This is a genomic window from Arthrobacter sp. 08Y14 (genome assembly GCF_002929455.1).
In the GTDB taxonomy this organism is placed as follows: domain Bacteria; phylum Actinomycetota; class Actinomycetes; order Actinomycetales; family Micrococcaceae; genus Arthrobacter_B; species Arthrobacter_B sunyaminii.
Genome location: NZ_PJIX01000048.1, coordinates 1 through 552, shown reverse-complemented (window position 1 = coordinate 552; position 552 = coordinate 1). Strand labels below are relative to the sequence as shown.

Below are 552 nucleotides of genomic sequence, written 5' to 3'. Positions count from 1 at the left end.
GGTTGTCGCGCGTTTGGCACCGCGCCCTGAACGAACCCTCCCTTTAAAGCATCGCTATCACCATCCGCTGCGCATTTGCGTGGTGGTTTCTTCTATTGTTACGAAAGGGTTCATCATGACCACTGGCACAGTAAAATGGTTTAATTCCACCAAGGGCTTCGGCTTCATTCAGCCTGACAACGGCGGCCCGGACGCATTCGTTCACATTTCGGCTGTTGAACGGTCCGGCATGCGCGAAATCGTCGAAGGCCAGAAGCTGTCTTACGACGTGGAGCGCGACAACAAGTCGAGCAAGATGTCGGCCTGCAACCTGCAGGCAGCCTGATAGATCCGGGATCCGCTTTCCTTTGACCACGGATGTACTGGCACTGTCGAAGGCACGATCCCACGGAAGGTCAGGCGGTTCGCCTGGCCTTTTTTTATTGCCCGCAAGGGCAGTGCTCCTGAAAGGAGACGACATGACCGAACAACTCACCAAGTCGCGCCAGACCGCCGAAATCGCTTTCGCGAAGACGCAGTCTCAGTTTCTCGCGCGCGGTCGCGCGATCGACG

At 56.9% G+C, this 552-nt stretch carries 1 protein-coding gene; it reads left to right on the top strand.

Going from position 1 to position 552, the window contains the following annotated elements; genetic code table 11:
• Positions 1-115 precede the first annotated feature (115 nt).
• On the top strand, positions 116-325 hold the full coding sequence (locus CXR03_RS18965; RefSeq protein ID WP_104105059.1) for a cold-shock protein: 210 nt from the start codon (positions 116-118) through the stop codon (positions 323-325).
• Positions 326-552: the final 227 nt, after the last annotated feature.